Genomic DNA, 25,772 nt, shown 5'->3' with positions numbered 1-25,772 from the left:
CCTTTTTAGTATGACCGGATCAGCATACGCTCTGCCGAACTCTGCATGACGGAGACATATCGTTCGTGCGACCATTTCTGGCGGATACATAACTGTTCCCACGCAGGGACCGACAATATCGTCCAGAGCAGATCTGTCGCTTCTTCCTCGGACAGGTCGGGCGTCAGCAGGCCCTCCTCCACCAGTGCCTTAACGGACGCGGCACATCCATGGCGTACGGCCTGCATACGGTCATCCCAGGCCGCGCGTGCCTCAGCATCGGTGTCCTGCATTGCCATCAGAGCTTTGGCTGTGCCGTAGATCTCGCCGATGTATCCGCCCCAGGCGCTTATCCATTCCGAAAGTCGGGTCCGCGCATCTGATGCTTCCCGGCTTGGCGCAAGCCGTGCTTCGACGTCGTGGATTTCATCAAGATACCGGACCGTCGCCACCAGGAGTTCTGCCCGGTTCGGAAAATGCAGGTACAGCGCCTGACGGCTGATACCGGCAGCTTTGGCGATATCCGACATACGTGTCGCGGCAATGTTCCCGTCTTCGAGGAGCCTGTGGGTTGCGGAAAGGATGCGGGTGCGGGTTGGTTTCTTTTTTCTTGACATGATGTAAAGTCAGCGATTATTGACACGATGTCAACTTTACATCGTGTCAAGTTCATCGGATTGGAGATCAGAATGAAAGTCATCGTTTTTGGAGCTACCGGAACTCTGGGCCGGATCGTGTGCCAGCAGCTCTCGGAAGAAGGTCATGACGTCACAGCTTTTGCGCGGCGCGCGCCCGGGTATGCGGAGGACAGGCCTCACATTCGGTTTGTGGCAGGTGATGCCATGGATGAGGACGCCGTCAGCGCAGCAATGCAGGGGCATGATGCGGTGGTCGTAACCCTGGGTGCCGGTATGAAGCGCAATACTCCGATCCGGTCGCAGGGCACGCTCAATGTGATCCGCGCGATGCAGAAGCATGGGGTGAAGCGACTGATCTGTCAGTCAACGCTGGGCGCGCATGAAAGCTGGAGCAACCTGAACTTCTTCTGGAAGCGCATTATGTTCGGTGGGTTGCTGCGCCCTGTTTTTCGGGACCATGAGCTGCAGGAGCAGTTGGTGCAGGCAAGCGGTCTGGACTGGACGATTGTGCGCCCGTCAGCGTTTGACAAGGCGCCGGCTACCGGCCGGTTCCGTGAAAACTTTGGTCCGGACGACAGGCGCCTCACGCTGAAGATCCCGCTGGCGGACATCGCCGCATTTCTGTCCCGTCAGCTCAACGATATGCGTTATCTGCACCGGGCGGTTGGAATCTCTAACTAGGATCTGTTTCCGGAAAATTCCGGAAAGCGGCCCGGATCAGCGAAGCAATATATGCGCGCGCTGCTCCGGGTTCGATCATCGTGATGGACGGCCGGCATGCCAGTGAAACGATACCGTGCACGGACGCCCAGAGCATAAGGTAGAACTCGCGGTGCTGCCGGTTCTCCGGATCGCCGTCACCCGCCCGGATCAGCATATCAAGCAGACCTTCCTGCAGTTCCTGCGCCCGGAGATCCAGCTGCAGATCGGAATCCCGCTCAAACAGCATGTACCAGCGGCGCGGTTCAGCCAGCGCAAAGTCGAAGTAGGCGGCCCCGATCGCATTGATGCGCGTGATCGGATCTGCAGCTTCGGACAGGGCCGCTGCCCGCAGCTTTTCCGCCAGCCGGTCCGCGCAACGGACGTTCACGGCCCGCACCACCCCGTCCAGGTCCCCGAAGGCGTTATAAAGCGATCCCACGGAAATATTCAGCTCTTTGGCCAGCCCGCGTGCGTGAAGCGCATCGCCCCCTTTTTCGAGGACGATGCGTTCAGCCAGTTCAGTGGCTTTTTCGCGGATACCGGCCAGATTGCGGTCGCGCCGTGACATTGGTTTTTCAGTGTTCATCGCCACTGGTCATGTGCGATTGCCCAGTTCTTGTCAAATCCGGAAAGGATGCGGCCCGTCCAGTTTGTGGCGGTAGATCCCGGCGTCCAGATCATGCTCGTGCATAAAGCGTGCGATGGACCCGAAAGTGGCGGTCGCAACAGAGCTGCCATGATCGACGGTCGTCAGTGCAGGCGCAGCCGCGGGCGCAAGCAACCGTTTCATACCACCGATCTCGACAGGCTGGGGCTCAAAATGGGCAGTGATATTCGCCTTGATGACCGCCTTGCTTGATGTGTCATAAAGGCTCGCCATCAGAACATCGAGCGTGTGTTCCGTGCAGTTCTGGAACCGCTGGGTTCTGGGGTTTGCCAGAACGGAATAGCTGGGGTTGTGCAGCTGCGCATACGCCGGGCTGGAAATCACATCGAGCAGTTTTCTCTGCAGACGTTTGTCCGGGACAATGATGCCCGCGTCCAGTTCATAGGCGCCTGCGAAAAAGTCTTCGGGGCTGTCCTCGATCAGGCGGCTGGTGCGTCCATTGTCCCCCTGCTGGTAAAGGTTGTAGACCCTGTAGCCTTTGTAGGTGGACCCGTCCGCACGGACCATTCTGGAATAAACCCAATAGGCAACGTGTGTGTAATCGATGCCCTCAGGCAGTGTTGCACGGTCCCGTCCGACGCGGCCGACAATGGCAACATGCGCGCCCTGACGGGCCAGTTCTGTCTGAACATCCAGCGCAAACCTGGCCACCTTGTCCGTGCTGTGGACCGGGTCGGTGGCCTGATTGCTGCCGGCCTGAGAGAGGCCTGGCAGCAGGGTAACAAGGATGACCATTGCGATAGTGAAAATGCGTTTCATGTGTTTTCTCCTTGCAGTCTGCAATCAGTCGAGCGTCGGCGCGGCGCCAGGTGCGACAATGATGTTGACGGTCTGCGGCTGACCAACCCGGCTCAGGTCTGCGCCGGCGTCCACCGTGCTGGTTCCGATCTCTTCGAGAGCGGCGCCGGTGATCGCGATAGCGGAACCAACGGCGACGATCGGCACAGATGCGACCGTGGCGGCCCCGGAGGCTACGGCAGAGCCCGCGTGGCTGGCGGCCTGTCCGCTGTGTTCAACGGCCTGGGCAGAATGCTGACCACTGGGTCCGGCAGAGGCAACAGTGGCGGTTGCGACGAGAGCGAGGGCAGCAAGGGCTGAACGAATAAACATTATTTTCTCCTTTTGTGAACGTTGTTCAAATTACATAAGGGAGCAATTCTGCAGGATCAACAGTTTTGTGAACAAAGTTCATAAAAAATAGCCCGAAGTAAGGTGAACGCTGTCCAGGTCATTGTAATTAAACAAAAGAAAAAGGGCCGCACGAGGCGGCCCTTTGAAACAATACTGGAATTCTGGTCAGACAGACATGCAGATGTACTTCATTTCCAGATAGTCTTCGATGCCGTGGTGGCTGCCTTCGCGGCCAAGGCCGGATTGTTTTACCCCACCAAAGGGACCGACCTCTGTCGAGATGATCCCGGTGTTTACACCGACGATCCCGTATTCCAGCGCCTCGGCCACTTTGTATACCCGGCTGAGGTCTTTGGCGTAGAAGTAGGACGCGAGACCAAAGATCGTGTCATTGGCCATTTCGATGACTTCGTCTTCGTCTTCGAATTTGAATAGCGGCGCGAGAGGGCCAAAGGTTTCTTCCTGCGCAACCTTCATGTCCTGAGTGACCCCTGTCACGACCGTAGGCTCAAAGAAGGTACCGCCTTTTTCATGCGCTTTCCCGCCCGTAAGGATCGCGCCGCCCTGTGCGACCACGTCTTCCATGTGCTCGACGACCTTGTCGACGGCTTCGGCGTTGATCAGCGGGCCGGTGGTCACACCATCCTCAAGACCGTCCCCGACGTTCAGGTTCTCCACTGCCACTTTCAGCTTTGCAGCAAAAGCGTCGTACACGCCGGCCTGAACATATATGCGGTTTGCACAGACACAGGTCTGACCGTTGTTGCGGAATTTGCACATCATCGCGCCCTCAACAGCGGCATCGAGATCCGCATCGTCAAACACGATGAAGGGGGCATTCCCGCCCAGTTCCATGGAGCACTTCATGACCTGATCGGCAGCCTGTTTCAGCAGAATGCGGCCCACTTCGGTCGATCCGGTGAAGGTCAGTTTGCGCACGGCAGGGTTCTCGCAGAACTCTTTTCCGATCGCAGAGGCCGAGGAGGATGGCACAACATTGAACACACCCGCCGGGATGCCGGAACGCTCTGCCAGTACGCCCATTACGATGGCACTGAGCGGTGTTTCCTTTGCAGGGCGCGCCACAAAAGAGCAGCCAACGGCAAGAGCTGGTGCGGCCTTGCGTGTGATCATCGCATTGGGGAAGTTCCACGGTGTGATCGATGCGGCGACACCGATGGGCTGCTTCAGCACAGTGATCCGCTTGTCGGCCTGGTGACCCGGGATCGTTTCGCCATAGACACGTTTTGCCTGCTCGCCCATGAACTCGATGAAGCTCGCGCCATAGCCGATTTCGCCTTTGGCTTCGGCAAAGGGCTTGCCCTGTTCTGCCGTCAGGATGGTCGCCAGATCGTCGGCGTTTTCCATCATCAGATCATACCATTTGCGCAGGATAACGGCGCGTTCCTTGGCCGGGCGTGCCGCCCATGCTTTTTGCGCAGCTTCTGCCTGGGCAATAGCGCCTGCAACCTGCGCGCGGCTCAGGTCTGCGACCTCGGCAATGACGTCTCCCCGGGCAGGGTTGGTCACTTCGAACGTCCCTCCGTCCCCATCAACCCAGGCGCCGCCGATATAGGCGCGTGTTTCCAGCAGCGAGGGGTCTTTGAGCAGAGATTTCAGGTCGGTGTTTAGAATATCTTTCATTTCGGGTCCTCCGCGAAAATGGCTGTAGCTCTCAAACCAACTCTGGGTATGATTGTCCAGTTCCCAAATCGAAGGTGTAACAAATGAAGCCACTGGACGACGCATACGCTAATGCCCCCTACATTCCTGGCGCTGAAGACTACCCGCCGCGCTGGACCTCAGAAGCTGCTGCGTTCCGTGCAGAGCTCGGCGAACGGGCAGAAACAGGTGTTTCCTACGGGGACACTGCGCGTCAGGTGTTTGATTTCTTCAACGCCCCGTCCGAACCAGCCGGCACGGTCGTGTTTGTGCATGGGGGATACTGGAAGGCTTTCGACCACACCGTCTGGTCTCATTTCGCAACCGGGGCCATCGGGCGCGGCTGGTCCGTGGCGATGCCCGGGTATGATCTGTGTCCTGACGTCCGCGTCCGGGACATCACGCGACAGATCGCCCGCGCGATCATGGCAATTGCGGCGCGCACGGACGGGCCGATCTCTCTGACGGGGCATTCTGCAGGGGGGCATCTGGTCGCCCGGATGACAGGCCCCGGTGTTCTGCCAGATGCCGTGCGGGACCGCATCGTCGGCGTTGCGCCGATCTCGCCCGTGGCCAGGCTGGTGCCGCTTCTGGAGACAACGATGAACGAAACGCTGCAGCTTGATCAGGACGAGGCAAATGCGGAAAGCCCTGTCTTCATGCCGGCGCCTGCGGTGCCTGTTGAAATACATGTGGGGGCGGAGGAGCGACCCGTTTTTGTCGAAGACGCCGAACGGCTTGCACATGTCTGGGGCGTGGAGGCTGTGATTGAGCCCGGACGGCACCATTTCGACGTGATTGACGCCCTGAAAGACCCGGAAAGCCGCCTTGTGCGTTTTCTGACGCCGACGCAGGGTTGATCCGGAACGCCACTGCTGTAAAGCAGGGCGTGGCCGCAGCACGATGGCGTCGTCCTGCAAAACTGCCAGTTCTGTCCTGAACGCCGGGACCTTTCTGCAAAGGAGGGTCTGACATGACCGCTCAACCAACAAATACCCGCCCTGACATGTACCGTTTTCATAACGGGGAAAAAGTCCGGTTGCCTTTTGAGGCTGCTGAATATGAGGCCCGGATCGCTGAGCTGCGGGAACGTATGCAGGCTGCGGGTGCGACCGTTGCTGTGCTCACCTCTATGCACAATGTGGCGTACTATTCCGGTTTTCTTTACTGTGCGTTCGGCCGTCCATATGGCCTTGTCGTGACAGAAACGGATTGTGTCACGATCAGTGCGGGCATCGACGCAGGCCAGCCGTGGCGCCGGAGTTTTTGTGACAGCATTACCTATACCGACTGGCAGCGTGATAATTTCTGGCGTGCTGCACAGAGCGTGGCCGGTAAGAATCAGATCGTGGGGTATGAAGGGGATCACCTGACCCTTGTGCAGCGGGATGCTTTGGAAGATTTCCTGCAGCCGCTGACCATGGTCGATCTGTGTCAGACGACGATGCGGCAGCGCATGCATAAGTCCGAGGCCGAGATTGCACTGATCCGGCAGGGTGCCGCGGTGGCGGATGTTGGCGGATATGCGATCCGCGACGCCATCAGAACCGGGGTGCGTGAGATCGACGTGGCGATGGCGGGCCGGAATGCCATGGAGCTGGAAATCGCCAGACGCTTTCCAGATGCAGAATACCGCGATACCTGGGTGTGGTTCCAGTCCGGCCTCAACACCGATGGTGCACATAATCCGGTAACAGGGCGGCAGTTGCAGTCGGGCGACATCCTGAGCCTGAATACCTTCCCGATGATATCGGGGTACTACACGGCACTGGAGCGGACGTTGTTTCTGGGCCAGCCGGATGCGGCCAGCCTCGACATCTGGCAGGCAAATGTTGCGACGCACGAGCTTGGGATCGGGTTGCTGAAACCCGGTGTCACATGCGCCGGGATTACCCATCAGATCAACGCGTTCCTCGAAGAGCGCAATCTGTTGCAGTACCGGACTTTCGGATACGGGCATTCATTCGGTGTTCTCAGCCATTATTACGGCCGCGAAGCGGGCCTCGAGTTGCGCGAGGACATCGATACAGTGCTGGAGCCGGGTATGGTCATTTCGATGGAACCCATGCTGACCATTCCGCATGGGCAGGCGGGTGCCGGAGGATACCGCGAGCACGATATCCTCGTGATCACAGAAGACGGGTGCGAGAATATCACCGGCTACCCTTATGGTCCTGACTTCAACATCACCGGATGACGTCAGGCCCTTGTGCCGCCGCCGCATACTCCTGCGGCGGCGGCATGGTCTTACGCCAGGCTTGGCGTGATATTCAGGCTGCCCCGTGTTGCGTGGCTGTAGGGACAGACAATATGCGCGCCGTCAACAAGATCGTTGGCCACGTCGCTGTCGACGCCCGGCAGCGAAACGCTGATCGCGACATCGAGGCCAAAGCCCATATCCTCACGCGGGCCGATACCGACGCTCACGCTGACGGAGGCATCATCCGGTACGTCGATCTTTTTCTGTCCGGCATAGAACCGCAAAGCTCCCAGAAAGCAGGCGGCATAGCCCGTTGCAAACAATTGCTCAGGGTTCACCCCCTCACCACCGGCGCCGCCGAGCTCCTTGGGAGTTACGAGCGTTGCTGTGAAACTGCCATCATCGACGGCGGAGGTCCCTTCACGGCCGCCGCCTGTTGCGGTCGCACTTGTGCGGTAGAGAACTTTAGCTGACATCGGAGCATCCTTTTAATTGTGAGCGATTATATCGCGCACGATATAAAAGAGTGAGAAACAAATGTCAACATTGCGATTTAATCGCTTGCGATATAGTGGGGTGGTATGAACCCGGAACACTCACACCCTGCCAGCAGCGACGACCCGATGGAGCAGATGATCTGTTTTGATCTCTATGCGGCGTCGCAGGCTTTCACGCGGCAATACAAGCCATTGCTTGATCCGCTTGGCCTGACCTATCCACAGTATCTGGTGATGCTGAATCTGTGGACGGATGAGCCCCTCACTGTTGGCGACATCGGCAAGCGCCTCAGCCTCGAAAGCAATACGCTGACGCCGCTGATTAAGCGTTTGCAGGATGCGGGTCTGGTGACGCGCCGCCGCGACCCGGCGGATGAACGGCGCGTTGCGGTTGGCCTGACAGATGCCGGTCGCGCGCTCGAAACCCGAGCAGCGCATGTACCGTCCCGCATTCTCGAAGCGACGGGTATGCAGACCAGCGAACTGGTGGAATTGCAGACGCGTCTGCGCAGACTGACCCGCCACATGCAGGCGCATCGCGGCAAATAGGGCTTTCCCCTGTTGACGTCATTTGACATGCAGGTGCGATAAATGGTCCGGAAGGATGTAAATGTTATTTACATGACTATATCCGGTGCTGAGCACAGCGAAAAAGGACAACATTGATGGCAATCGCCAGGCTATTTCTGATGGGTTTTGTTGTTCTGTCGGTCGTCTATGCCTGTCTTTGGTTCTTTTTCCGCGCGCGGCGCCGCGAAAAACTGGAGGCCACATGGGATGCAGGCAAAGGAGACGGGTCACGGGCACAATTTGTCCGTTCAGGTCTTGAACGTTATCATCGTCCCCTGAAGCGCAACCTTATTCTGGGCGTTTACGTTCTGCCGACCGCGGCGCTTGCACTGCTGATTTATCTGACGAATTCCGCCTGAGAGGGAACCACACATGGCGTACATCAAGTGGAGCATCATTGTTGTCTTCTGGCTGACGGTGGCCGGTTTCTTTCATTACACGCTGCCCCAAGTCGACATTGTGCGGATCACGGACACGTATGAAAAGCGCGAGACACCGGGCATGAACAGCCTTTTCTGGTCGGGCGGTGATGCAGGCAGTGCTGCTGATGCAACCGGGCGCGATGTTTTCTTTATTCAGACCCGGCAGGTCAGTGACCGGGTAATGGTGTACCGCAATGAGGACACCGGCTGGAGCTGGCCACCCTATTTCAAATTTGACACGTCGAACCTTCAGGCAGAAGCGGCTGATCTGCGTTCGACCGCTGCCAACCCGCAGTACGTCGCGGTGCGCCACTATGGCTGGCGCAACGAATTTTTTTCGATCTTTCCCAACGCGGTTTCCGTCTGGCCGGTTGATGGCCCGGACGCGTCAAAACCACTGCCGTGGCGCAATGTACTGATCCTCACACTTGTCGCGGCGGTCTGGTACGGTCTCTGGGTGCGCTGGCGCCGGTTTCGCGCGCGCCGCATCGATCCGACCCTTGAGGAACTTCAGGACAACTGGGAAGCGACAGAGGATGCCGTCGCCGAAAAGCGGGGTCGTCTGCGGCGGTGGTGGTCTGAGAAGCGGCGCGGATACTGACGCGTCAGTCCGCTTTTGCCACCATCCGGCCCATGTGCCGTCCCCCCAGCACATGCACATGCAGATGCGGGACTTCCTGAACACCATGCGCGCCGGCGTTTGAGATCATCCGGAAACCTTCGCCTGCTGTCAGCGTGACGCCTTCGAGACGGCAAACCTCGCCGACCGCCCGCGTGAAATCCGCAATTTCTGCGTCGCTCGCCTCGGCGGCAAAGTGGTCAAAGCTGACATAGGGGCCTTTGGGAATGACCAGCACATGGGTCGGGGCCTGCGGGTACAGGTCCCGGAATGCAAGGCTGTGTTCGGTTTCCAGCACGGTTGTGTTGGGAATCTCGCCACGCAGAATTTTCGCAAAGATGTTCTGGTCGTCGTAGGAATAACTCATCGTCTCTCCGTTGTGTCGGTCAGAAGGTGCACGCCAGTGTGGGCACCGGGTCGGGACAACAGTGGCGTTTCCGGCACCCGCACCTTCGCCTATACAGCGGCAATTCTCAAACCCGGAATACCGGATCAGGTCATTATCGTTTTGAGGTTGCAGCGCCTGGTCTGATCAGGATCGGATTGTTTCAGCCGGGACCCGTAAAGGGACCCAGCATCGAAGAGCGGTGGTCTACCTGAAAGACGTGGTTATAAAGCTGCGCTACCCACTGTTTACCTTCCATCGTCTGTTCCAGGTGTCCCAGTGCGGGGCCGATCAGGGGCTGGACCCGTGACCAGAAAAAGTCAGGGAACTGCTCCATCAGGTCAACGGCACTTTCGTAGCCCAGCTCCTCGTTCATCCCGGTTTCGCTGAATTCCTGATAAAGCGCACCGATTTTACGGTGATAAAACGGGTCCGCCATCTGCCCGATCAGATCCGCGGCTCGCAACAGCGCCGGCTCACTGGTTGTCGATCCGTACCAGGGATCATCCGGTACCGGAAACCGGGTGTAATCAATCGCTGCTGCGATCCGTTCTTCGTCGATAATATCTGTGCCGGCGAAACGCTGGCGGACATACATCATCCCGCGGTTCACATGGTAGGGTGACAGAAAAGCGTCCGATGCCCCGCGCGGCGGACTGATCGTGTCGCCGTCCGGGCTGATCACCACGAGGTTTTCCTCATCACCGTCAACAATGTCGCGCAGATAGCCGATGTCATGCAGCAGCAGGGCCACGACATAGTGCAACCAGTCTTCGGCCTGCACAGATTCGGTAACAAGCCGCCCGCGCATGATCTGCTGACCAACCAGTGTGACCATGATAGTGTGTTCTGCGTTGTGGTACAGCGCATCAGAATTGCCCAGCCGTTCCAGCACCATCCGGGCGCAGCCACTGATGAAAGCAGCATACTCCGGCTCACGTCCCGAGAAGTAATCCAGAAACGTGTCAGACAGGTGATTGGCAAAGGACGAGGCCAGTTCTGCGGTCGGGTTAAACATCCAGCGCTTCAGGTGATCTGTTTATCTTGGGACCCTGCATACACTATTCCGTACGATCTGGGTATGTCCTTCCCGTTCTGCGGGTGTACGCGGCTTGCACGCGCCCTCCGGAGCGCCTAAGTCTGCGCGCATGGCACAGGTTAAATCCGCTTCAAAATCAGACCCGAACTACAAGGTCGTCGCCGAGAACCGGCGCGCGCGGTATGATTATGCCATCGAGACAGATCTGGAATGCGGGATCATTCTGGAAGGATCAGAGGTCAAATCGCTGCGTGAGGGCGGTGCCAACATCGCGGAAAGCTATGCTGCGGTTGAGGACGGCGAGCTCTGGCTGGTGAATGCCTATATCGCGCCCTACAAACAGGCCAAGACCTTTCAGCACGAAGAGCGCCGCCGCCGCAAGCTGCTGGTCAGCCGCAAAGAGCTGTCTGACATGTGGAACGCGACGCAGCGCAAAGGCATGACCCTTGTCCCGCTGGTGCTCTACTTCAACCACCGCGGTATGGCCAAGATCAAGATCGGCGTCGCGCGGGGTAAAAAACTGCATGACAAGCGTGAAACATCCGCCAAGCGTGACTGGTCGCGCCAGAAGTCCCGCCTGCTCAAGGATCACGGCTGACGGGCTTGCCAGCGCGGCCCCGTGGCGTTAGGCAGAGGCGTTTTCATTTTCCGGGAATCCGCCTCATGTCTGATGATCCGAAAACGCTTGTTTCCACCGACTGGCTGGCGCAGCACCTGAAGGATCCTGACCTGCGGGTGCTGGATGCATCCTGGTATCTGCCCGAGGCCGGACGCAATGCGCGTGACGAATACAACGGGGCGCATATTCCCGGTGCACGGTTCTTTGATATCGACGAGATTTCAGACAGCCGTTCCGACCTGCCGCATATGGCGCCGCCCGTCGAAAAGTTCATGTCACGCATGCGCGCCATGGGCGTCGGCGACGGCCACCAGGTGGTGGTCTATGATGGTGCCGGATTGTTGTCGGCCGCGCGTGTGTGGTGGCTCTTCCGGCTGATGGGCCAGGAAAACGTGGCCGTGCTGGACGGTGGCTTCCCGAAATGGCAGGCTGAAGGGCACCCGACCGAGGACATGCCGCCTGTTGTGCGGGACAGACATATGACCGTCCGGTTCCAGAACCATCTTGTACGTGACGTAACGCAGGTCTCGGCGGCGTCGAAACTGAAAGATCATGCAATCGTGGATGCGCGCGCGGCGATCCGGTTCCGTGGCGAAGCACCTGAACCGCGCGAAGGTCTGCGGCCAGGCCACATCCCGGGATCCCGTTCGGTGCCTTTCACGACGCTGCTGAACGATGACAAAACGATGAAATCGCCCGAAGAGACACGCGCCGTTTTCGAGGCGGCCGGTGTCGATCTCGGCAAACCTGTGATCACGACCTGCGGGTCTGGCGTGACGGCGGCCATTCTGGCGCTTGCGCTGGAGCGGATGGGCCATGCGCAATGGTCCCTTTATGATGGATCCTGGGCCGAATGGGGTATGTTCCCCACGGTCCCTGTGGCAACCGGAGAAGCCTGATGTTTGAAACTCTGAAAGAACGCCCCGCGGACGGCATTCTGACCCTGATGCAGCTTTTCAGGGACGACCCGCGTCCGACTAAGATCGACCTTGGTGTGGGGGTTTATAAGGATGCCACTGGCCTGACGCCTGTGATGCGCGCTGTCAAAGTGGCGGAACATCAGCTGTGGGAAACGCAGGACAGCAAGGTTTACACCGGATTGGCGGGCGATCCGGCCTTTGGCGACGCGATGGTGCGGCTGGTTCTGGCCGACAGCGTGGCCCGCGAGAACATTGCCGCTGTTGCCACACCGGGTGGCACAGGCGCGGTACGGCAGGCTTTTGAGCTGGTGCGCATGGCGCGACCGGGCGCGCGCATTTTTGTGTCGGACCCGACCTGGCCCAACCACCTGTCGATCCTGAACTATCTGGAAATGGAGCGCGTCGATTACCGCTATTTCGATGAGGAGTCCCGGGGTGTGGATTTCGACGGCATGATTGCCGACCTGAAAACCGCAAAGGCGGGTGACGTGGTGCTGTTGCACGGGTGCTGTCACAACCCCACAGGCGCAAACCTGAACATGACGGAATGGCAGGCTGTGGTCGACGTGCTGCTGGAAACCGGTGCTGTGCCGATGATCGACATTGCGTATCAGGGGTTTGGGGATGGTCTGGAGGAGGACGCTGCCGCAACACGTCTGGTGGCCTCATCGGTGCCCGAGTGCATCATTGCTGCCAGCTGTTCCAAGAATTTTGGTATTTACCGCGAACGCACCGGCCTGCTGATGGCCGTCAGCCAGAACGCGGAAGCGCGCAAGCTGCATCAGGACACACTGGCGTTCCTGAACCGGCAGAACTTCAGCTTCCCCCCCGATCACGGTGCGCGGATTGTGACGATGATCCTGAACGACGACGCTCTGCGCGCGGACTGGATGGCCGAGCTTGAAGAGGTCCGAAACAGCATGTTGGGCCTGCGCAGCCAGCTGGCTGGCGAGCTTCAGCGCCTGTCAGGCTCCGACCGCTTTGGTTTTCTGGCGCAGCACCGGGGCATGTTCTCGCGTCTGGGCACGACAAAGGACAAGGTCGAGCAGATGCGCAAAGACAACGGGATATACATGGTCGCCGACAGCCGCATGAACATCGCGGGCCTGAATGCGGAGACGATCCCGGTACTGGCGAAAGCGATCATCGACGCGGGTGTCTGACCTGCCCGGACAGCGAACCTGACGGCTGCAGAAACTCTGCAGCCGTTTCGTCTGCACGCGGCAGGTCATCTTCGATATGTAGCCACGGCAGCTGTTGCGATGCGTGCGCATGGATATCTGGCATCAGCTGGTCCGCCTGATCAATGATTCCAATCGACAGATAGACCTGGCCCGGCAGGTAGTCATAGCGGCCAGTCAGTGACGCGCCGCACCGGTCGCAGAATGTCCGTACGACACCTGGCGTAATGCTGATCGGTTTGCCCTCGTCTGGGGTGAAGTGCACGTGATCACAGTCAAATGCAGCAAAGGCCGCTACGGGTCCACCGGATGCGCGCCGGCAGTCAGTGCAATGGCAGTATGCAACTGTCTGAGGCGCTTCGGTGCAATGAAAGCGGATATGACCGCAATAGCATCGGCCTGTAACAGGGAGTGTGGTGGCTTCGGTCATCTGGGCAGTGTTCCCCGGTCAGGGATGGCTGTCAAACTGTGATCGGCTCCAGAGATGGCCACACATCTGACAAAAAAACCCGGGCGCGAGCGCCCGGGCCAGTGCTGTTCCTCGGGAGGAGAGGAAAATCAGCCTTTTGCGAATTCCGGATAGGCTTCCATGCCCAGCTCGGAAGTGTCGAGACCGTTGATCTCGTCTTCCTCGCTGACACGGATGCCCATGACCGCTTTGAGGATGAACCAGACCACCAGTGATGCCACGAAGGTGAAGACACCGTAAGCGATGATGCCGAGCAGCTGTGTGCCGAGGCTTGCTTCACCGTAGAAGATCACGGCGATAGTGCCCCAGATACCGGCGAAAAGGTGAACCGGGATCGCGCCGACAACATCGTCGATCTTCAGTTTGTCGAGCATCGGAACTGTGAACACCACGATCACACCACCGATTGCGCCGATCCACAGAGCACCAAACAGAGTGGGTGCCAGCGGCTCAGCAGTGATCGACACGAGACCAGCCAGCGCACCGTTCAGTACCATTGTAAGGTCCGGCTTTTTGAACATCAGCTGCGTCAGGATCAGTGCGGTGACGGCACCTGCCGCGGCTGCCATGTTTGTGTTCGCAAAGATACGGGAGACGTCAGACACGTCGCCTACGGTGCCCATAGCCAGCTGAGAGCCGCCGTTGAAGCCGAACCAGCCCAGCCACAGGATAAATGTACCCAGTGTTGCAAGCGCGAGGTTGGAGCCCGGCATCGGGTTTACTTTGCCGTCTTTGTATTTGCCCAGACGCGGCCCCAGTACGATCGCACCGGCAAGCGCTGCCCAGCCACCGACAGAGTGCACAACGGTCGAGCCGGCAAAGTCAGAGAAGCCTGCTTCGGACAGCCAGCCGCCACCCCACTGCCAGGAACCGGAAATCGGGTACATGAAGCCTGTCAGAACGACAACGAAGACCAGGAAGGGCCAGAGTTTGATCCGTTCAGCAAGCGCACCCGAAACGATGGACGCAGTTGCCGCGACGAACACCAGCTGGAAGAAGAAATCGGAACCAACGGATGCGTAATCAAGCGCTGCATCGGCTGCGGCAACGCCCACGGGGTCCAGAACGGTCTGACCGCCAATCGCGAAGTAGCCGTTGAAATCGCCGGGGTACATCGTGTTGAAACCGACGAGCCAGTACATGATCGCGGCAATCGAAAAGAGTCCGATGTTTTTGGTCATCTGCATTGTCACGTTCTTGGAACGGACGAGACCACCTTCCAGCATGGCAAATCCGGCGGCCATGAAGAAAACAAGGAAACCAGCCATGCAGAACAGCAGCGTGGTCATGATATAGGGGCCAATCTCGTCAAAGCCCGGTGCGGCATCCTGTGCCAGCGCCAGCGACGGCAGCGCGGTCAGCGCGCCTGCGATGGCAAGTGTCTTGAAGTTTTTCATAAGTCTTATCCCTGAATTGCTGCCGCTTTACAGCGCATCTTCATTGGTTTCGCCGGTGCGGACGCGCACGGCCTGATCAACGCTCAGCACAAAGATCTTGCCGTCACCGATCTTGCCGGTGTGCGCTGTCTTTGTGATGGTATCGACGATCTGGTCGACGCTGCTTTCAGGCACCACGATCTCGATTTTGACTTTCGGCACGAAATTCACGGCATATTCGGCACCGCGGTAGATCTCTGTGTGACCTGACTGCGACCCGAAGCCTTTGATTTCCGTGACCATCATCCCGCGCACGCCGGCATCGGTCAGCGCTTCGCGGACCTCTTCCAGCTTGAACGGCTTGATTGTTGCAATGATGAGTTTCACCTGACGTCCCCTCGACTTGAGCAGGTATTCCTGCGGTTCTGTGCCCGAAGGTGTGGCCTCTGGAGGTCCGGACAGGGAAGGTCAGGGGCCCTGGAGTCTCTAAAATTCGAGCAGTTTTGCACAAAAAATAATCGCACATAGGAATTAGCCTAAAAAATGTGCACAAAAATGATGCGCGAGCGGTGAGAGTTCTCCTCAACAATCCCGTAAAAGCCGGGTATGGTGCGCAAAACAACAGTGGGCCGGGCAGGTTCTTCATGAGTGATTCACCCAGAGGCAGGAAGCCGCTGGTGGCTGACAGGCGCTACGGTAAGGCGTCCCCCGCAAAGAAACGCGGCAAAGCCAGTGCGGCAAAAAGGAAACCGGCCAAACAGCGCCGGCGAGCGCGTCCGCAGCGTCGGGGGCTCGTTGGTCTTGTTCAGCGGCTGGTGCGCTGGATCCTGCGTCTGATCTGGAGGATCACGTGGCGTGTGGGCTTTCTGGCGGGTGCGGTCCTGGCCCTGTTTGTTGGCTACTACTACACAACGCTGCCTGCTGTGGATGAACTGCTGGATGGACGTGCGCGCGGGTCGGTGACGCTGCTGGACTACGAAGGCCAGGTTTTTGCCTGGCGGGGGGATCAGTTTGGCGGTGCTGTCACGGCTCAGACTGTTTCGCCGCATCTGAAAAACGCAATCGTCGCCACAGAAGACAAACGATTCTACAGCCACTTCGGGGTCAGTCCGAGAGGGATCGCCAGCGCGGTGCGCATCAACCTGCGCGAAGGGCGCGGACCGCTGTCCGGCCATGGCGGCTCGACGATCACGCAGCAGACGGCCAAGCTGCTGTGTCTTGGGGTGCCTTACGATCCGGCGACACAGTCCGAGGCCGAATACGAACGCGACTGCCGCCGTGGCACAATCCAGCGCAAAGCCAAGGAGGCGATCTATGCGCTGGCCATGGAAGCGCGGTATTCCAAGGACGAAATCCTTACCATTTATATGAACCGGGCTTTTCTGGGCGCCGGTGCACGTGGGTTTGAGGCCGCGAGCCAGCGGTATTTCGGCAAGTCAGCAGCGAATGTCGATCCGGCCGAGGCGGCAATGCTTGCGGGACTGCTTGTGGCGCCCACTCGGTTTGCACCGACAAATGATCTGACGCGGTCCCGCAACCGGGCGGCAACGATCCTGCGGCTGATGAACGAGCAGGGATACCTGTCAGACACCGAGACCGCCCGCTATCAGGATAACCCTGCGCAGCTTTCGGAAGCAGCTGAAGCGCGGTCGGGTGGATATTTCGCAGACTGGGTCATGTCCACCGGTCCGGAATTCTTCACCCGCAAGACGACCGAAGACGTCATCATCCGGACAACACTGGATCAGCGTATTCAGCGGGGTGCCGAAGAAGCGCTGAAATGGGTGTTCGAAAACAAGGTCCGGGCCGGCAGCAAAGCGCAGGCCGCCATTGTGGTCATGTCCGCTGACGGGGCTGTGCGCGCAATGGTCGGTGGCCGCCGGACAAAGGTCGACGGGGCGTTCAACCGCGCGGTACAGGCCAAACGCCAGACCGGGTCTGCGTTCAAACCGTTTGTTTATGCTGCCGCGCTGGATCTGGGATATTCGCCCAATGACACCGTTGAGGACGCACCTCTGACTATCGACATTCCCGGCTCCGGACCGTGGTCACCGCGGAACTATACGAACAAACACTATGGCACTGTGACGCTGACGCGCGCCCTCAAGGACAGTCTGAATATTCCGGCCGTCAAAGTGTCGGAGTTCGTTGGCCGCGATCTTGTGCGCCGGGTTGCCAGCGACTTTGGCCTTCAGAGCGATCTTGCCGCCGGCCCTGCGCTGGCTCTTGGCGCATCGGAAAGTACGCTGATCGACATGACCGGTGCCTATGCGGGCATTCTGAATGGTGGATCCTCGGTTGAACCCTACGGCCTTGTGGATCTGCGGCTGTTGGGTGACGAAGAACCGCTGATGGGCACGGGTGGCGGCATCGGCGAACGCGTTGTTCAGGAGGATGCGGCACGCCAGCTGATCTGGATGATGGAAAAGGTTGTGTCCGAAGGAACCGGCCAGCGGGCGCGGTTTGGCGGACGCCAGCTTGCCGGAAAGACCGGCACAACGCAGGCGGCCCGGGACGCCTGGTTCGTCGGGTTCTCTGCTGATTATGTTGCCGGCGTCTGGATGGGATATGACGACAATACCCCCCTGACCGGTGTGACCGGGAGCGGTCTGCCGGCAGAGATCTGGCGCGAGACGATGCAGCGCGTACATGAAGGTGTGCCGGCCCGGCCTCTGCCCATGACGGGCCCGGACACGCGGGGCGAAACGCGTGATCCCGGTGTGGCCCAGGGCGGCGGGACCGGTGGTGGCGTCGGTGGTTTGCTGGAAAATCTGTTGCGAGACATTCTGGGCAGCAACTCCGGCAACAGACCCCCGCCTGTCGCACGGAGCGGCTCTGACCGCTGAAGAATATGCCGGCGGAATAACCTGATATTCTGCTGGACGGGACTGTCAGCCGGACGGCAAACCTGTCAGCCCAGCCCCTGCAGGTCGCTGGCAAGCTGCCGGATATTGCCGTTGCGCTGATCGAGCATTGCACCGATTTCTGTACGCTCGGTCAGCAACAGGTTCACACCCTCAATGAAGATGTTGAACACCAGATCGCGGCCGGACCGGTCAGAGATGTGGAAGGCCACATCAAACGGGCTTTGACCTTCCAGATATGCTTTGGCTTTGACCTCATAGCCTGCACGTATTTCACGTGTGCTCTCGACCTCGATACGCCCGCCGATGAAGTCGCGGAACCGCTTTCCGTATTTGCGCGTGACGTAGCCCTTGAAGGCATCGGTGAAGGCACGCTTGTCAGCAGCACTCGCGGAGCGGCCATCAGCACCAAGGGCGTATTGCGCCATGATGTCGAGATCGGCGTATCGGGCGAAGAGCTTCTCCAGATCACGCAGGATCGCGGCATCTGACTTCTGCGAACGGATGACCACGTCAATCTCGGCGATGACCTTGTCTACCAGCGAGCGGGCCTGCGCTTCGGTCAGCGCCGCGGCGGGCGAGGCTGCGATCAGGGCAGCTGCGCTGCCAGCAAGCAGCAGAGTGCGTCTTGTGAGCGAAACAGTCACGTTACTCTCCGAATGGGTCTGTGAATGGGTCGATGTCGGCAGGCTCTTCTTCACCGAGTTCAAAACGCCGGTTCTGCAGATAAATCTGGCGGGCCTGCGCATAGCTGTCCGCGCTTTCGTACAGAATAGAATCGATCTGGCGGCTGAATTTCTCACGGTCGTTAAGCACTGACAGCGCCAGAGCGGTGGGCGGGATATAGCGCTCCGGCTCGTCGTCGACTGTGGCGAGGGTCAGCGGGTTGGTAAAGAAGTCCACCACGAGGCCCACGGTGTCACGCTGTGTTGAAGGGCCGAAAACCGGGAGTTCGATATAGGCACCTTCACCGCTGCCCCAGACAGCCAGCGTCTCGCCGAAATCTGTCTCGCGCGATGTGATGTTGAATTCGGTCGCTGCATCAACAAAACCGCCGAGCCCTAGGGTTGTGTTCATCACGAAGCGGACCAGCGATACCCCGGCGCTTTTGAAATCGCCCTGCAGCAGGCTGTTCACCATGTAGCCCGGCGTGGACAGGTTTTCCGAGAAGTCATTGACCCGGTTCCGGAATTCCACCGGCACAACAGCACCATATCCCTTGGCGACAGGCCGGATCAGGTTACGGTCGAGGCCTTTGTTGAAAGCGTGAATGCTGCGGTTTGTGGACTCATAGGGATCATTGATCCCGTCGCTGCGGGTCGCGACGTCCTGCGAAGTGGCGCAGGCGCTGACAAAAAGAGCTGCCGTAAGAGCCAGAAAAATGCGGCCCGAGGCGTGGCGAATACGTGAAAGTGACAATGGTGCAATCCTGCGAATCTGATCAGTGCTGTAACTAGGCATAATATCCGCAAAGCCCAGAGGGCGCTTGCATGGATTTCTGGTGTTGTGGCAGTTGAGCGACATGGGTGAAACCCGCCGCCGGCGAATATACCGTTTAAATGTTGGCAGATCGTGAAAATCGCAACCATCGGCGGTTGAAACATTACCGCCAAGGGTGACAGAAGTGAAGCAGACTCAACGGGTAATGCGCACCGGGCGGGCAGTCCCGCGCTGAATTGCGCACCGCTTGAGCAGTAATATGCCGGTTGCGCATGGTTTTGCGGGCCCGGCCGGACAACAGAAAAGGATCAGCCATGAGCATTACCGACAGACTTGCAGAGCTGGGGGTTACCCTTCCGGATGCACCTGCACCGGCTGCCAATTACGTGCCCTTTGTTCAGGTGGGCAGCACAGTTTATGTCTCGGGGCAGATTTCTGCGGGTCCTGACGGGATGATCACAGGCAAGCTGGGTGATGACATGAGTGTCGAAGATGCAGCGGCCGCGGCCCGTCAGTGCGCGATCAGCCTGCTGGCGCAGGTGAAGGCCGCATGCGGTGGTGACATTGAAAGGCTGGTCAGGGTCGTAAAGCTCACCGGCTTCGTCAACTCAACACAGGATTTCGACGACCAGCCGAAGGTCATCAACGGGGCTTCTGATTTTCTGGTTGAAGCGCTGGGCGACATTGGCCGCCACGCCCGTTCAGCTGTGTCTGCAGCATCGTTGCCTTTCGGCGTTGCTGTGGAAATCGAAGGCATCTTTGAAATCCGATGACGCCACGACTGCCTGAAGACTTTCTGCGGGTGCCGCTTGCACACCGTGCGCTGCATGATGTGACAGACGGTCGCCCGGAGAACAGCCGCGCTGCGATCAGGGCGGCTGTTGCTGCCGGGTATGGCATTGAAATCGATGTTCAGGGCAGCGCCGAGGACGATGCGCTTGTGTTTCATGACTACGGACTCGAGCGCCTTGCAGAGGCTTCAGGACCGGTGCGCGGGCGCTCATCCGCTGAGCTGAGATCGGTGCCTCTGCGCGGTGGCGACGGCGAGGGGATACCAACGCTGACCGAAGTTCTTGAACTGGTGGCGGGTCAGGTACCGCTGCTGATCGAAATCAAGGATCAGGATGGTGCCATGGGCCCGGATATCGGCGGTCTGGGTGCCCGTGTGGCTGGTTCACTGCAAACTTATCAGGGCCCGGTCGCGGTGATGTCTTTCAACCCGCATGCGGTCAGCGAGATGGCACAGCTTCTGCCGGACATCCCGCGCGGTCTGGTGACAGACCCTTATGATCCGGCAGACTGGCCTCTTTCTGATGCAATCTGCGACAGGTTGCGGGGTATTCCTGATTACGGACCGACGGGCAGCAGTTTTATCAGCCACAAATGGCAGGACCTTGGCCGCCCGCGCGTGGCTGAACTGAAAAGCGAGGGCGCTGATATTCTTTGCTGGACGGTTAAATCGCCGGCAGATGAAGCCCAGGCCCGCCGGATTGCCGCGAATATCACGTTTGAACAGTATGCAGCGCCACATCTGCCTTGAACCCGCCGCCAGAGGCCACAGGTTAGGTAAAAATTCCGGGGCGATTTCATGCAGGAACAGGAAGTAGAAATATCTGTCGTTGCCAGTCTGCGCGACATCAGTGCTGCGGACTGGGACGCCTGTGCCTGCCCGGAAACGCAGGGTGGTGCGCGGCCGCTCGATCCCTTTACAACGCACCGGTTTCTGAGCGCGCTTGAAGAAAGCGGCTCGGTCGGAACGGGCACGGGATGGCAGCCGCAATACCTCGCCGCCCGCATCAGCGGTGAACTGATTGCGGTGGCGCCGATGTACGTGAAATCGCACAGCCAGGGCGAGTACATCTTTGACCACAACTGGGCGCATGCCTATGAGCGCGCAGGCGGGCGGTATTACCCGAAACTGCAGATTGCCGTGCCACACACGCCTGCAACGGGCCGCCGGATGCTGGTACGGCCAGGGTTTGAGCAGACAGGCACAGCCGCTCTGGTTCAGGGGGCTGTGCAGCTGGCGGAAAACAACCGGGTCTCTTCGGTGCACATAACGTTCTGTACAGAAGAAGAAGCGCTGCGCTGCGCTGATCTGGGCCTGATGGTGCGCAAAACGCAGCAGTTTCACTGGCAGAACGATGGTTATGGAACGTTTGATGATTTCCTGGCCAGCCTGAGTTCGCGGAAACGCAAAAATATCCGTAAAGAACGGGCGCAGGCACAGGGTTTTGGTGGCTCAATCGAAACCTTTTCGGGCGACGAGCTGGAGCCGGAACACTGGGATGCTTTCTGGGAATTCTATCAGGACACCGGCACGCGCAAATGGGGCACGCCCTATCTGACACGACGGTTCTTTGACGTCGCCCAGGAAACACTGCGCGAAGATATGGCGCTGGTTCTGGCGCGCCGCGAAGGACGCTGGGTCGCCGGCGCACTGAACTTTATCGGCGCTGAGGCGTTATACGGCAGGTACTGGGGATGCACCGAGCACCACCCCTGCCTGCATTTCGAGCTCTGCTATTACAGAGCAATCGACATCGCCATCAGGCTCGGGCTTGCCCGTGTCGAGGCCGGCGCACAGGGCGAGCACAAACTGGCGCGCGGGTATCTGCCGCAGCCGACATGGTCGCTGCACTGGATCGGTGATCCGGGTTTTGCGGATGCCATTGCGCGGTATCTTGAGGCCGAGCGCGATGCCGTGGATGAAGAGATCAGTGTGCTCACGGACTACGGGCCCTTTCGCAGGGCAGAAGTGGAGGAACAGGAATGACGAAACCGATGTCAGACGCAGACCGCGCCGACCTGCTTGCAAATGGCTGGAAGATGGTGGAAGGACGCGACGCAATCGCCCGGACGTATTCTTTCGGCAACTTTGTCGAAGCCTTCGGATGGATGACCCGCGTGGCCATCTGGGCGGAAAAACTGAACCACCATCCCGAATGGGACAACGTGTATAAAACTGTGAATGTAGTGCTGACCACGCATGACACCGGCGGGCTGAGCGATCTGGACGCACAGCTGGCCCGGAAGATGGACAGCCTGACGGAGTAAGACCAATGAACGAACTGCTGTCGACGGAAATCTGGCAGGGCAAAACCCTGGCGGATCTGCTGTCTGTTGATTTTCTGCTGAGCACCGCGGGCTCGGTCCTGGCGGCCATCGCCATCCTGCTGCTGGGCTGGACCATTTCCGCCTGGCTGCAGCGCCGGGTCCGCAACATCGGGCGCAGATATCGTCATCTCGACGACATGCTCTTTGATTTTCTGTCGTCTATCGTGCGCTATGTGGTGCTGGGCTTTACCGCACTCTTTGTGCTCAACACCTTTGGTGTGCAGACCACGTCGGTCGTTGCTGTCATCGGTGCGGCCGGGCTGGCCATTGGTCTTGCGCTGCAGGGTACGCTGTCCAACGTCGCGGCCGGTGTGATGCTGATCCTGTTCCGCCCGATCAAGATGGGCGATTTCGTGGACGTTGGCGGCACCATGGGCACGGTCAAGGCGATCACGCTGAATTTCACCGAGCTGGCGGATATCAGCAACGTGCAGGTGATCATTCCCAACTCGATGGTCTGGGGCAATATCATCACCAACTATTCGACGAACGATACCCGGCGTGCCGAATGGACGTTTGGGGTGGGGTATGGTGCCAACCTGGCCGATGCAGAACGCATTATCCGTGATACCATTATGGCAGACCCGCGTTCCAAAGCGGATCCGGATCCCTTTATCCAGGTCAACAACCTTGGTGATTTCTCGGTTGATTTTCTGGTGCGTGTCTGGGTGGATTCCGCGGAATTCTTTGGCTACCAGGCCGATATGAAACGGGCTGTCAAAGAGGCACTGGACCAGGGTGGCATCGATATTCCGTTCCCGACGCGCACTGTGCTGCAACCTGCTGCGGAGTAAGCGGGGGCAGACCGAAACGCAAAAAAGGGCCGGGGTTTCCCGGCCCTTTCGTTGTACGGGGGGCTGATCAGCCCTTGGTTACATGTTTGCCAGCAGGCCCTCGCCGGCGGAAACCTCGCATACACCGGGGCTCTCCTCGGGCTGGAACAGGGTCACTTTGCCGTCCTCAACAAGCATCGCATACCGCTTTGAGCGGTCTGTCAGGCCGGCGGGCGGGGCGCTGAATTCCATCCCAAGCGCTTTGGTCAGGGCGCTGTCCGGATCACCCAGCATGGTAATACCGGCGGCAGCAGCACCAGTCGCCTCACCCCATGCCTTCATGACAAACGGGTCATTCACTGAAATGCAGATGATCTCTTCGACGCCTTTTGCCTCCAGTTCGTCCTTGGTGCGGATGAAACTGGGGACATGTGCGGAGTGGCAGGTTGGCGTATAGGCCCCGGGGACAGCAAAGATGACGACCTTGCGCCCTTTGGTCTTGTCGGCCAGAGAGACCGGCGCTGGTCCGTCCGCGCCCATTTCGACCAGAGTTGCGTCGGGAAGCTGATCGCCCTGTGAAATCGTCATGTGATACGCCTTTCCTGTAATTGCGTTCTTTCTCCTGCCCGATATAGGTTGCCGGCAGTGGGTGGACCACATGAAATCAGGTCAGGGGGCCGGAATGGGTCATGTTGTTGTGATCGGTGCGGGGCAGGCAGGTGCATCCTGTGTCGCAAAGCTGCGCAGCGGTGGATATGATGGAGACATCACGCTGATTGGTGCTGAGCCTGTTCCACCGTATCAGCGCCCGCCGCTCTCGAAGGCGTATCTGATGGGTGACATGGCCCTAGAACGTCTGTTCCTGCGGCCCGAAGCGTATTACGCGGAAAACGGAATCACCCTGCGTACCGACACGACGGTCACTGGAATAGACGCTGCGGCCCGTGAGGTTCATATCGGCGGCGAAACCCTGGGGTACGACCACCTTGTCCTGACAACAGGGTCGGTACCGAACCGGTTGCCTGCTGCGATTGGCGGTGATCTGCAGAACGTGTTTGCCGTGCGTGACCTGGCGGATGCGGACGCCATGGCGCCGTACTTCCGGGCAGGTGCCCGCGCGCTCATTGTGGGTGGCGGGTATATCGGTCTCGAAGCGGCAGCCGTGGCGGCCAAAAACGGCGTGCATGTCACGCTGATCGAAATGGCGGACCGCATTCTGCAGCGCGTCGCAGCCCCGCAAACCAGCGACTATTTCCGGGCGCTGCACAGCGCGCACGGCGTGTACATCCGCGAACAGACAGGTCTGGAACGTCTGACAGGTGACGGTCGCGTGACAGGTGCGGTCCTGTCCGACGGAAGCGAAATTGAAGTCGATTTCGTCATTGCGGGTGTAGGTATCCGGCCGGCGACGGCGCTGGCAGATGCGGCGGGTCTGGCGCTCGACAACGGGATCAGGACGGATGCCTTCGGGCGCACCTCCGATCCCCATATCTGGGCAGCGGGGGATTGTGCCTCGTTCCCCTTCCGCGGTGCGCAGATCCGGCTTGAAAGCGTGCCCAACGCCATTGATCAGGCGGAACAGGTGGCTGAAAACATCATGGACGCCGAAAAAGAATACGTTGCAAAACCATGGTTCTGGTCGGACCAGTACGACGTAAAACTGCAGATCGCAGGGCTGAACACGGGCTACACGGACGTGGTGGCACGCAATGGCGAAGGGCAGACAGCCTCTTTCTGGTACTTCCGCGGGGATCAGTTGCTCGCTGTGGATGCGATGAATGATCCGCGGGCCTATATGGTCGGCAAGCGCCTGATCGAGGCGGATAAAACAGCGGACAAATCGGTTCTGGCCGACCCCTCGTCGGACCTGAAGGCTCTGATGCGCGCGTGAGGATCATCGCCGGACAGTATCGCAGCGTGCCACTGGCGGCTGTGGGCAAGGGCGATGCGGGAGCGCATCTGCGCCCGACAACAGACCGGGTGCGGGAAAGCCTTTTCAATGTGCTCAACGCCTATGACGTCATCGAGGGTGCGCATGTGCTGGATCTTTTTGCGGGCACCGGCGCGCTGGGGCTCGAGGCGCTGTCCCGCGGGGCGCAAAGCGTGACGTTTGTCGACGACGGGCGGGTGGCGCAGAAGCTGATGCGTGACAACATTTCCCGTCTTCGGGTTGCTGACAGAACCCGGGTCATCGCACGGGATGCGCTCAGACTCTCCGTTTGTGACACTGCTCCCTGTGATCTGGTGTTTCTTGATCCACCCTACAGAAAAGGCCTGGGTGAAAAAGCACTGATGGCAGCACAGGACGCCGGCTGGCTGGCGGCGGAAGCGCTTGTGGTCTGGGAAGAATCAGCTCCGGTCACACCGCCTGCCGGTTTCAGACCCGAGGACCAGCGCCGCTATGGCGACACGCACATCACTGTGTTGTCGAAATCTGGCGGCTGATCTGGTAAACTGGCAGAATGTTCGCAACGGCACGCCTCTGGTTTCATCCTGCCCCGG

At 59.2% G+C, this 25,772-nt stretch carries 31 protein-coding genes; 17 read left to right on the top strand and 14 right to left on the bottom strand.

The window, feature by feature from the left end:
- Nucleotides 1-5: 5 nt before the first annotated feature.
- Nucleotides 6-596 carry a TetR/AcrR family transcriptional regulator gene (locus AB4K19_RS15685; RefSeq protein ID WP_375229226.1) on the bottom strand — a complete coding sequence of 197 codons (591 nt, stop codon included), beginning with the start codon at nucleotides 594-596 and terminating at the stop codon, nucleotides 6-8.
- 72 nt (nucleotides 597-668) lie between these two features.
- On the opposite strand from AB4K19_RS15685, the gene AB4K19_RS15680 reads away from it, so the two are divergent.
- Nucleotides 669-1,298, top strand: coding sequence for an NAD(P)-dependent oxidoreductase (locus AB4K19_RS15680; RefSeq protein WP_375229225.1), 630 nt, complete (start codon nucleotides 669-671; stop codon nucleotides 1,296-1,298).
- On the opposite strand, the gene AB4K19_RS15675 is transcribed toward AB4K19_RS15680, so the two are convergent.
- The 4 genes from AB4K19_RS15675 to AB4K19_RS15660 form a co-directional block, all read right to left on the bottom strand.
- The gene (locus tag AB4K19_RS15675; protein ID WP_375229224.1) at nucleotides 1,291-1,887 is read right to left on the bottom strand and encodes a TetR/AcrR family transcriptional regulator; all 597 of its coding nucleotides are present in this window, start codon (nucleotides 1,885-1,887) and stop codon (nucleotides 1,291-1,293) included. The genes AB4K19_RS15680 and AB4K19_RS15675 overlap by 8 nt on opposite strands.
- A 51-nt stretch (nucleotides 1,888-1,938) precedes the next feature.
- Nucleotides 1,939-2,745: a DUF2145 domain-containing protein gene (locus AB4K19_RS15670; protein ID WP_375229223.1), complete on the bottom strand. Its 807-nt coding sequence runs from the start codon at nucleotides 2,743-2,745 to the stop codon at nucleotides 1,939-1,941.
- A gap of 24 nt (nucleotides 2,746-2,769) precedes the next feature.
- Complete coding sequence (locus AB4K19_RS15665) at nucleotides 2,770-3,096, bottom strand: hypothetical protein (protein ID WP_375229222.1); 327 nt, start codon at nucleotides 3,094-3,096, stop codon at nucleotides 2,770-2,772.
- A gap of 186 nt (nucleotides 3,097-3,282) precedes the next feature.
- Complete coding sequence (locus AB4K19_RS15660) at nucleotides 3,283-4,761, bottom strand: NAD-dependent succinate-semialdehyde dehydrogenase (protein ID WP_436398268.1); 1,479 nt, start codon at nucleotides 4,759-4,761, stop codon at nucleotides 3,283-3,285.
- An 83-nt stretch (nucleotides 4,762-4,844) separates the two neighbouring features.
- Here AB4K19_RS15660 and AB4K19_RS15655 point away from each other — a divergent pair, with 83 nt between their 5' ends.
- Together AB4K19_RS15655 and AB4K19_RS15650 are read left to right on the top strand one after the other, a co-directional pair.
- Complete coding sequence (locus tag AB4K19_RS15655) at nucleotides 4,845-5,639, top strand: alpha/beta hydrolase (protein ID WP_375229221.1); 795 nt, start codon at nucleotides 4,845-4,847, stop codon at nucleotides 5,637-5,639.
- Nucleotides 5,640-5,752: 113 nt separating this feature from the next.
- Nucleotides 5,753-6,976 (top strand): M24 family metallopeptidase, encoded by a 1,224-nt coding sequence (locus AB4K19_RS15650; protein WP_375229220.1) that lies wholly within the window; start codon nucleotides 5,753-5,755, stop codon nucleotides 6,974-6,976.
- A 50-nt stretch (nucleotides 6,977-7,026) separates the two neighbouring features.
- Here the strand turns inward: AB4K19_RS15650 and AB4K19_RS15645 are convergent, their stop codons facing one another.
- A complete protein-coding gene (locus tag AB4K19_RS15645) occupies nucleotides 7,027-7,455 on the bottom strand; it encodes an organic hydroperoxide resistance protein (protein ID WP_375229219.1) in 429 nt (142 codons plus the stop codon).
- 105 nt (nucleotides 7,456-7,560) lie between these two features.
- On the opposite strand from AB4K19_RS15645, the gene AB4K19_RS15640 reads away from it, so the two are divergent.
- The 3 genes from AB4K19_RS15640 to AB4K19_RS15630 all read left to right on the top strand — a co-directional run bounded on the left by AB4K19_RS15640 (nucleotide 7,561) and on the right by AB4K19_RS15630 (nucleotide 9,069).
- Nucleotides 7,561-8,025: a MarR family winged helix-turn-helix transcriptional regulator gene (locus AB4K19_RS15640; protein ID WP_375229218.1), complete on the top strand. Its 465-nt coding sequence runs from the start codon at nucleotides 7,561-7,563 to the stop codon at nucleotides 8,023-8,025.
- A 116-nt stretch (nucleotides 8,026-8,141) separates the two neighbouring features.
- The gene (locus AB4K19_RS15635) at nucleotides 8,142-8,405 is read left to right on the top strand and encodes a hypothetical protein (protein WP_375229217.1); all 264 of its coding nucleotides are present in this window, start codon (nucleotides 8,142-8,144) and stop codon (nucleotides 8,403-8,405) included.
- 13 nt (nucleotides 8,406-8,418) lie between these two features.
- Nucleotides 8,419-9,069: a DUF1523 family protein gene (locus AB4K19_RS15630; protein WP_375229216.1), complete on the top strand. Its 651-nt coding sequence runs from the start codon at nucleotides 8,419-8,421 to the stop codon at nucleotides 9,067-9,069.
- Nucleotides 9,070-9,073: 4 nt separating this feature from the next.
- Here AB4K19_RS15630 and AB4K19_RS15625 read toward each other — a convergent pair whose 3' ends face one another.
- Both AB4K19_RS15625 and AB4K19_RS15620 read right to left on the bottom strand, forming a co-directional pair.
- The gene (locus AB4K19_RS15625) at nucleotides 9,074-9,454 is read right to left on the bottom strand and encodes a histidine triad nucleotide-binding protein (protein ID WP_375229215.1); all 381 of its coding nucleotides are present in this window, start codon (nucleotides 9,452-9,454) and stop codon (nucleotides 9,074-9,076) included.
- A gap of 181 nt (nucleotides 9,455-9,635) precedes the next feature.
- Nucleotides 9,636-10,490 carry a hypothetical protein gene (locus AB4K19_RS15620; protein WP_375229214.1) on the bottom strand — a complete coding sequence of 285 codons (855 nt, stop codon included), beginning with the start codon at nucleotides 10,488-10,490 and terminating at the stop codon, nucleotides 9,636-9,638.
- 130 nt (nucleotides 10,491-10,620) lie between these two features.
- On the opposite strand from AB4K19_RS15620, the gene smpB reads away from it, so the two are divergent.
- The 3 genes from smpB to AB4K19_RS15605 all read left to right on the top strand — a co-directional run bounded on the left by smpB (nucleotide 10,621) and on the right by AB4K19_RS15605 (nucleotide 13,213).
- A complete protein-coding gene (smpB, locus tag AB4K19_RS15615) occupies nucleotides 10,621-11,109 on the top strand; it encodes an SsrA-binding protein SmpB (protein ID WP_375229213.1) in 489 nt (162 codons plus the stop codon).
- A gap of 65 nt (nucleotides 11,110-11,174) precedes the next feature.
- Nucleotides 11,175-12,029: a 3-mercaptopyruvate sulfurtransferase gene (gene sseA, locus AB4K19_RS15610; RefSeq protein WP_375229212.1), complete on the top strand. Its 855-nt coding sequence runs from the start codon at nucleotides 11,175-11,177 to the stop codon at nucleotides 12,027-12,029.
- A complete protein-coding gene (locus AB4K19_RS15605) occupies nucleotides 12,029-13,213 on the top strand; it encodes an aromatic amino acid transaminase (RefSeq protein ID WP_436398265.1) in 1,185 nt (394 codons plus the stop codon). The genes sseA and AB4K19_RS15605 overlap by 1 nt, the downstream gene beginning before the upstream one ends.
- On the opposite strand, the gene AB4K19_RS15600 is transcribed toward AB4K19_RS15605, so the two are convergent.
- From AB4K19_RS15600 to AB4K19_RS15590, 3 genes are all read right to left on the bottom strand, one after another.
- Nucleotides 13,194-13,661 (bottom strand): GFA family protein, encoded by a 468-nt coding sequence (locus tag AB4K19_RS15600; protein WP_375229211.1) that lies wholly within the window; start codon nucleotides 13,659-13,661, stop codon nucleotides 13,194-13,196. The genes AB4K19_RS15605 and AB4K19_RS15600 overlap by 20 nt on opposite strands.
- A 128-nt stretch (nucleotides 13,662-13,789) precedes the next feature.
- Entirely contained in the window at nucleotides 13,790-15,097 is a 1,308-nt protein-coding gene (locus tag AB4K19_RS15595; protein ID WP_375229210.1) for an ammonium transporter, read from the bottom strand.
- A gap of 27 nt (nucleotides 15,098-15,124) precedes the next feature.
- Nucleotides 15,125-15,463, bottom strand: coding sequence for a P-II family nitrogen regulator (locus AB4K19_RS15590; protein ID WP_298840163.1), 339 nt, complete (start codon nucleotides 15,461-15,463; stop codon nucleotides 15,125-15,127).
- 257 nt (nucleotides 15,464-15,720) lie between these two features.
- Here AB4K19_RS15590 and AB4K19_RS15585 point away from each other — a divergent pair, with 257 nt between their 5' ends.
- Complete coding sequence (locus tag AB4K19_RS15585) at nucleotides 15,721-17,922, top strand: transglycosylase domain-containing protein (RefSeq protein ID WP_436398264.1); 2,202 nt, start codon at nucleotides 15,721-15,723, stop codon at nucleotides 17,920-17,922.
- A gap of 65 nt (nucleotides 17,923-17,987) precedes the next feature.
- Here the strand turns inward: AB4K19_RS15585 and AB4K19_RS15580 are convergent, their stop codons facing one another.
- Together AB4K19_RS15580 and AB4K19_RS15575 are read right to left on the bottom strand one after the other, a co-directional pair.
- Nucleotides 17,988-18,587, bottom strand: a complete 600-nt coding sequence (locus AB4K19_RS15580; protein WP_375229209.1) for an MlaC/ttg2D family ABC transporter substrate-binding protein — start codon at nucleotides 18,585-18,587, stop codon at nucleotides 17,988-17,990.
- Between the two features lies 1 nt (nucleotide 18,588).
- Nucleotides 18,589-19,359, bottom strand: coding sequence for an MlaA family lipoprotein (locus AB4K19_RS15575; protein ID WP_375229208.1), 771 nt, complete (start codon nucleotides 19,357-19,359; stop codon nucleotides 18,589-18,591).
- Between the two features lie 335 nt (nucleotides 19,360-19,694).
- Between AB4K19_RS15575 and AB4K19_RS15570 the strand changes: the two genes are divergently transcribed.
- From AB4K19_RS15570 to AB4K19_RS15550, 5 genes are read left to right on the top strand one after another with little or no spacing between them, the layout of a single operon-like run.
- The gene (locus AB4K19_RS15570) at nucleotides 19,695-20,153 is read left to right on the top strand and encodes a RidA family protein (protein WP_375229207.1); all 459 of its coding nucleotides are present in this window, start codon (nucleotides 19,695-19,697) and stop codon (nucleotides 20,151-20,153) included.
- Nucleotides 20,150-20,920 carry a glycerophosphodiester phosphodiesterase family protein gene (locus AB4K19_RS15565; protein ID WP_375229206.1) on the top strand — a complete coding sequence of 257 codons (771 nt, stop codon included), beginning with the start codon at nucleotides 20,150-20,152 and terminating at the stop codon, nucleotides 20,918-20,920. The genes AB4K19_RS15570 and AB4K19_RS15565 overlap by 4 nt, the downstream gene beginning before the upstream one ends.
- Nucleotides 20,921-20,968: 48 nt before the next feature.
- Nucleotides 20,969-22,156 (top strand): GNAT family N-acetyltransferase, encoded by a 1,188-nt coding sequence (locus tag AB4K19_RS15560; protein ID WP_375229205.1) that lies wholly within the window; start codon nucleotides 20,969-20,971, stop codon nucleotides 22,154-22,156.
- Complete coding sequence (locus tag AB4K19_RS15555) at nucleotides 22,153-22,437, top strand: 4a-hydroxytetrahydrobiopterin dehydratase (protein ID WP_375229204.1); 285 nt, start codon at nucleotides 22,153-22,155, stop codon at nucleotides 22,435-22,437. The genes AB4K19_RS15560 and AB4K19_RS15555 overlap by 4 nt, the downstream gene beginning before the upstream one ends.
- Nucleotides 22,438-22,442: 5 nt before the next feature.
- The gene (locus AB4K19_RS15550) at nucleotides 22,443-23,291 is read left to right on the top strand and encodes a mechanosensitive ion channel family protein (RefSeq protein ID WP_375229203.1); all 849 of its coding nucleotides are present in this window, start codon (nucleotides 22,443-22,445) and stop codon (nucleotides 23,289-23,291) included.
- 78 nt (nucleotides 23,292-23,369) lie between these two features.
- On the opposite strand, the gene AB4K19_RS15545 is transcribed toward AB4K19_RS15550, so the two are convergent.
- Nucleotides 23,370-23,858 (bottom strand): peroxiredoxin, encoded by a 489-nt coding sequence (locus AB4K19_RS15545; protein ID WP_375229202.1) that lies wholly within the window; start codon nucleotides 23,856-23,858, stop codon nucleotides 23,370-23,372.
- Nucleotides 23,859-23,952: 94 nt separating this feature from the next.
- Here AB4K19_RS15545 and AB4K19_RS15540 point away from each other — a divergent pair, with 94 nt between their 5' ends.
- Nucleotides 23,953-25,161 (top strand): NAD(P)/FAD-dependent oxidoreductase, encoded by a 1,209-nt coding sequence (locus AB4K19_RS15540; RefSeq protein ID WP_375229201.1) that lies wholly within the window; start codon nucleotides 23,953-23,955, stop codon nucleotides 25,159-25,161.
- A complete protein-coding gene (rsmD, locus tag AB4K19_RS15535) occupies nucleotides 25,158-25,715 on the top strand; it encodes a 16S rRNA (guanine(966)-N(2))-methyltransferase RsmD (protein WP_375229200.1) in 558 nt (185 codons plus the stop codon). The genes AB4K19_RS15540 and rsmD overlap by 4 nt, the downstream gene beginning before the upstream one ends.
- Nucleotides 25,716-25,772: the final 57 nt, after the last annotated feature.

This window comes from Roseobacter phycocola (assembly GCF_042055075.2).
GTDB lineage: Bacteria > Pseudomonadota > Alphaproteobacteria > Rhodobacterales > Rhodobacteraceae > Roseobacter.
This window is presented reverse-complemented; position numbering and strand designations above follow the sequence as displayed.